This window comes from Rubrobacter calidifluminis (assembly GCF_028617075.1).
Classification (GTDB): domain Bacteria; phylum Actinomycetota; class Rubrobacteria; order Rubrobacterales; family Rubrobacteraceae; genus Rubrobacter_E; species Rubrobacter_E calidifluminis.
On record NZ_JAQKGV010000041.1, the window covers coordinates 1 to 4,457 of the forward strand.

The following is a 4,457-nucleotide window of genomic DNA, read 5'->3' on the forward strand; positions in this document are numbered from 1 at the left end:
GGGAGGGGGCGTTCTGTCGGATAGGAAGCTCAGGACGCTGGTGCCACTGTACGGGGCATGTCTCAGCGCGGGGACTTCTTTCAGCGTGATGTTCACCGGAGACCTGCGGGGGGAGGCGGGTGGGCTTCTGGGGCTGAGCGGGAGCGCGTTCGCGCTTTTTGCCGGGGCTGTCCTCGTCGGCGTGATGTCCGCTTCGGTCCGCCGCCGGCGGATGATTCTGACCGTCGTGTGCGGGGCGCTCTACACCCTGGTCTCCGTCTACGGCTTCCCGCCGCTCTCTCCTTCCGGGTGGAGGGCGCTCGGCCTGGAGATGGCCCGCGACGTCTACGAGGCGGCTGGGATGATGTACCTGGAGAAGGTCCCCTACGACCTCGCCCCGGGACTGTTCTTGATCTTCCTGCCGCTGGTGGTCCTGCTCGGCGCCACGGCCACCGCTACCACCCTCCGGGCCGGGAGCCCGGTCCTCTCCATGGTGCTGCTCGGGCTCTCCATCGGCGTGGTGAGCACGGTGAGCTTCGAGGACGGTATCGGGCCGTACTTCGCGTCTTTCGTGGTCTGTGCTGTGCTCCTGATCTCCGCCGAATCCTCCGGGCCTGTCGGCGGGCGGCGGATAGGGCGCGAGTTGGGACGAGGGGAGTTCGTGGTGCTTGCCATCTCCGGGCTCGTGTTGGCTCTTCCACGCCTGCCGCTTCTCGACCGCCTGATACGCCCGGGGCTCGTCGACTGGACCAAGCTCGGCACGAGCCTCCGGCAGACCTCGCGGCTCTCCGCCCAGGCCGACGTCGGCAATTACCTCTCCGCCGGGCGTGAGGCAAGATTGATGAAGGTCCGGAGTAGCCGGCCGCTGTTCTGGCGCGGGGGCACGCTGGACCATTTCGACGGATTCAGGTGGTCGAGCACGGTTGGGGCAGAGGAGGGTGTCGGGACTGACATCTACCCGGGCGTCGAGACGGAGGACGTCTTCCAGATCTTCGAGATCCTGGACGCCCAGACGAACCTGATCTTTGGGGGTTACGAGATAGTCGAGACCTCGGTGCCCGGCGCGCGCCGCCACGCCGACGGCTCGTGGTACGTCGGCCATACCCTGCAGAAGGGGACCTACTACAGGGTACTCTCCAGGGTTCCCCAGCCGACCGCCCTGCAGCTGCAGCTCGCCGGGACGGATTATCCCGGTGTCGTGAGGGAGAAATACCTGCAGCTTCCGGACGGTCTGCCCGAGAACCTCGTCAGGGTTGAGAGGGAGATCCTGCGCCGCTATGGCCCGCGCACCCCTTACGACAAGGCGCGCGCGGTCTACAGCTACCTCAAGTACGATGGCGGCTTCACCTACAATCTTAACGTCAACTACAAGGCCGGCAGCGAGCTGCAGGAGTTCCTCGCGCGCAGGGAGGGGTTCTGCACCCAGTTCTCGAGCACGATGGCGCTCATATGCCGCAGGCTCGGGGTACCCACGCGCAACGTCTACGGTGCGACGACCGGGCAGATGATCCGTCCTGATGAATACCTCGTCAGGGGCGAGAACATGCACACCTGGGTCGAGGTCTACTTCCCTGGCGTCGGCTGGTATCCTTTCGACCCGACGCCGGGCTTCGTGGTGACGTCTGCGATGGATAGGAACGCTCCTGCCCCACAACCCCAGGTTTCTCCGGCGCAGGAGGACCAGGTGCCCAACTCTCCGGGCTACCAGCGGCAGCTGCACGAGGCCTACAACGGCCCCTCGCAGGAGAACTCGAAAGGCAAGGAGAAGACGCGGGCTAAAAGCGGCACGCGCCACCGTCGGCGCAGCCCGCGCCGCTCCGACGAGCAGGAGGGCGGTGCTCTGCCCTGGGAGATCCTCCCGGCGATCCTGGTGGCGCTGCTCGCGGCCTCGCCTCTCTCCAAGCGGGCACTGGTGCGCGGGGAGGCTCCAGAGACCCTCTACAGGGATCTCGTCGGCAGGCTCGAGGACGTGCTCCCGCCGGGGAGGGCCGGGATCGCTGACTCACCGGCATTCACGCCCACCGAGCGGTTGCGCCTGCTCGCCGCCGAGACCTCCCTCGACGAGAAGCCGTTCGAGGAGTTCGCCGGGTACTACTCCGGATATCTCTATGGAGACGATGCCGGGGTTGACCGCGCAAAGATCGTCCGGGCCTACCGCCGGGCCCTGCGCGCCTTCGATGCCCTGCCCCGCTGGAGGCGGACGACTGGCCTCTTCAACCCCACCTCACTCGTTCACAGAGCGGGCGGGAGCGCGAGACGGCGTCTCGGCGGCCTCTTGAAGAAGACGCTCCCGGCCCGGCTGCGACGGGCGAAGGAGGCGCTGCGGCGCGCCCTCGGACGTTGATATGTCCCGCGAGCGGTGTAATAATCAGCGTGCGCAGGTAAAACCAGAGCCCGCTACAGCACATTCCCCTGGAGGTGCCGATGGAGCAGAAGCAGGAAACCATCCTTACGATCACCGACGCGGCGGCCGAGAAGGTCAAGGCACTCATGGCCCAGGAGGGCGAGGAGGACCTTGCGCTCCGTATCGGCGTGCGTCCCGGCGGCTGCAGCGGCTTCCAGTACAACATCTACTTCGACGACGAGGTCCAGGAGGACGACGAGGTCTTCGAGACCAAGGGCGTCCGGGTTCTCGTCGACGCGATGAGCGTCCCCTACATCATGGGCAGCGAGTTCGACTACGTCGACGGGCTGATGGGCGCGGGCTTCACCGTGAACAACCCCAACGTCCAGGGCTCCTGCGGTTGCGGAGGGTCCTTCACCTGCTAGGCTAGAGCCGCAGCGGAATGGTCGTGAAGGCCCGGGATGTCCCGGGCCTTCTCTCTTGCCTCCTTCGGAGGGAGGCGCTATACGAGGGGGATCATGGGGAACTCTGCTTTCACCGAGCCTGGAGGAGAGCGGTACTTCGAGGACTACGTCGCGGGCTCCGTGCACGAGCTCGGAACGGTCAGGGTGGAGGAGGACGAGGCCATCGACTTCGCCCGGCGGTTCGACCCGCAACCCTTCCACACCGACCCCGAGGCCGCGAAGGAGACGGTTTTCGGTGGTCTGATCGTGAGCGGCTGGTACACCGTCTCACTGATGATGCGCCTCTACGCCGGGCGCTACCTCTCCAGCGTCTCCAGCCTGGGTTCTCCCGGCGTGGACGAATTGCGCTGGATCAAGCCGGTACGCCCCGGAGACGAGCTCTCGGTGCGGGTGAGCGTGCTCGAGACCCGACGTTCGCGCTCTAAACCTGATCGGGGGATCGTTCGCTCGCTGATCGAGGTTCTCGATCGGCGGGGCGAGGCGGTGATGAGCATGAGGGCGGTCAACCTCGTCCTGCGCCGCCCGGAGCGTTAGCGTTCTTCCGGCGCTCCCAGCTGACCGGAGAGCCGGGATGCAGAGCCCACGACGGCGGGAATGCTCTTCTGTATGAAACCTTCGTCGAGACGAAAGGCCGGCCCGCAGATGCCGACCGAGGCGACGACGCTCCCGTCCGCGTTCACAACGGGCGCCGCCACCCCCCTCACGTCTTCCCTCCACTCGCCCCAGTTGACCGCGTAACCCTGCCCGCGTATCTTCTCCAGCTCCTCGAGCAGGGAGCCGGCCGTGGCGTGCGTCCTGTCGGTGTAGCAGACGAGCCCTTCGGAGATCATGCCCTCCACCAGCGCCGGGTCGGCGTGCGCCAGCAAAACCTTGCCCGTCGAGACGCAGTGCGCCGGACAGCGGTCACCTATCTCCGAGACGACCTGCACCGGCCTCAGCCCGTTCACCTTCGCGATGTAGACCGCCTCCCTCCCGTCGAGGACGGCCAGATGAACCTCCTCGCCGGTCTCGTCCCGCAGCTCCCGCATCAACGGCAGCGCACGCTCGGGTAGGCTGAAGTGGTTCGCCGCCAGCCGCCCGAGCCGGATGAGGCGGCTGCCGAGCCGGTAACGTCCGCTCCCTTCGTCCTGTAGCACGTACCCGTGCCGCTCCAGCGTCGCGAGCACCCGGTAGACGCTGGCTTTGCTCACCCCGAGCTCTCCCGCGAGCTCGGTGACGCCCCACTCAGACTTCGCTCCCTCAAAGCACCCCAGAACCCTCAGCCCCGTCTCGAGCGACTTCAGGATCTGTGCCCTCTCGTGTCCGCGCGCTCCCGTCACTCTCCTCCCATGAAAAACAAGGTTTCTAAAATCAGTATAGAAAACGCGTTACATACGCGTCAAGCGGGTTGAACAGAGCCCCATACGGCGCTATTCTGAAAAAACAGCAAAGATGTTTCGTATAAAGAAAAGAGGTGGGGAGTGGAGACCGTACGGGAACGGGTCGGGGGGCTCATCGGGCGGAGCCACGGGCGGGTCGAGGACCGTCGGCTGCTCACGGGCAGGGGGCGTTTCATCGACGACATAGAGCCGGTCGGGAACGTGGCGCATGCTGCGGTGGTACGCAGCACGCAGGCGCACGCGCGGATAGTCTCGGTGGATGCGGGGGAGGCGCGGCGGGCGCCTGCGTGC

The 4,457-nt window shown here is 66.2% G+C and carries 5 protein-coding genes; 4 read left to right on the plus strand and 1 reads right to left on the minus strand.

Annotation, left to right across the window (positions count from 1 at the left end):
* From PJB24_RS15725 to PJB24_RS15735, 3 genes are all read left to right on the plus strand, one after another.
* Positions 1–2,323 (plus strand): transglutaminase TgpA family protein (locus tag PJB24_RS15725; RefSeq protein ID WP_273847587.1); only part of this gene is annotated, 2,323 nt, incomplete at its 5' end.
* Positions 2,324–2,403: 80 nt separating this feature from the next.
* A complete protein-coding gene (gene erpA / locus PJB24_RS15730; protein ID WP_273847589.1) occupies positions 2,404–2,748 on the plus strand; it encodes an iron-sulfur cluster insertion protein ErpA in 345 nt (114 codons plus the stop codon).
* Positions 2,749–2,841: 93 nt separating this feature from the next.
* A complete protein-coding gene (locus tag PJB24_RS15735) occupies positions 2,842–3,321 on the plus strand; it encodes a MaoC family dehydratase (protein ID WP_273847591.1) in 480 nt (159 codons plus the stop codon).
* On the opposite strand, the gene PJB24_RS15740 is transcribed toward PJB24_RS15735, so the two are convergent.
* Positions 3,318–4,106 (minus strand): IclR family transcriptional regulator, encoded by a 789-nt coding sequence (locus PJB24_RS15740; RefSeq protein ID WP_273847593.1) that lies wholly within the window; start codon positions 4,104–4,106, stop codon positions 3,318–3,320. The two genes, PJB24_RS15735 and PJB24_RS15740, sit on opposite strands and share 4 nt — an antisense overlap.
* Positions 4,107–4,247: 141 nt before the next feature.
* Here PJB24_RS15740 and PJB24_RS15745 point away from each other — a divergent pair.
* Positions 4,248–4,457: hypothetical protein (locus tag PJB24_RS15745; RefSeq protein WP_273847595.1), on the plus strand; the 210-nt coding region annotated here is incomplete at its 3' end.